This is a genomic window from Neoluteolibacter marinus, from assembly GCF_014904755.1.
In the GTDB taxonomy this organism is placed as follows: domain Bacteria; phylum Verrucomicrobiota; class Verrucomicrobiia; order Verrucomicrobiales; family Akkermansiaceae; genus Haloferula; species Haloferula marina.
Genome location: NZ_JACZFQ010000293.1, coordinates 1 through 585 on the forward strand (window position 1 = coordinate 1; position 585 = coordinate 585).

At 61.4% G+C, this 585-nt stretch carries 1 protein-coding gene; it reads right to left on the reverse strand.

All coding sequences use genetic code 11. The features are described 5' to 3' along the window. A partial coding sequence (locus tag IG178_RS24915; protein WP_193215260.1) for a PD-(D/E)XK motif protein occupies positions 1-585 on the reverse strand: 585 nt, incomplete at both ends.

The window sequence follows — 585 nt, forward strand, 5'->3', positions numbered from 1 at the left end:
ACCACAGCAAGCCGGAGATCGGTGATATCGACATCCAGCTGCTCCGGGCTGGAGATGCTGATCGTCTTGGCACCGATGTGGATGGACTTCACCTCCAGAGCGGACTGAGCGTTGAAGATGAAGTCGAATGCGGCTCCGAAGGGCCCGCTCCAGGCCGTCGCGGCAGCCAACGGAGAGGCACCTGCGTCCAGCAGATTCTGGAAGATCAGGAGCTCTGCGACCAGTCCGCGGAGCTCCTCTTCGGAGAGCGCTCCACGACGACGCTGTGTCAGCCGTCTGAACTCATCGAGCACATTGAGGAAGATCGAGAGGGACTGCTCCGCATCGGGGGCGGCGGCGCTGCGTTCCAGAGCCTCGGACATGGCCACGACGAAGACGCCGTTCATTTCCTCTGATCGAGTAGTGAAGGAGACGTATTGGAGCTGACGTGAGCTCGACTCATTGCGTTCGACCGAATAGCCCTTGGCTTCCGGAATGGTTTCCGGAAGCGAGTGGACCGTTCCTAGGGTCAGCTTGAATCGCTCGGCAACGCGCTGGGCCGAGACTGTCAGCTGCGGGTGACGGACCGCTCGGAATTCGCCCTCC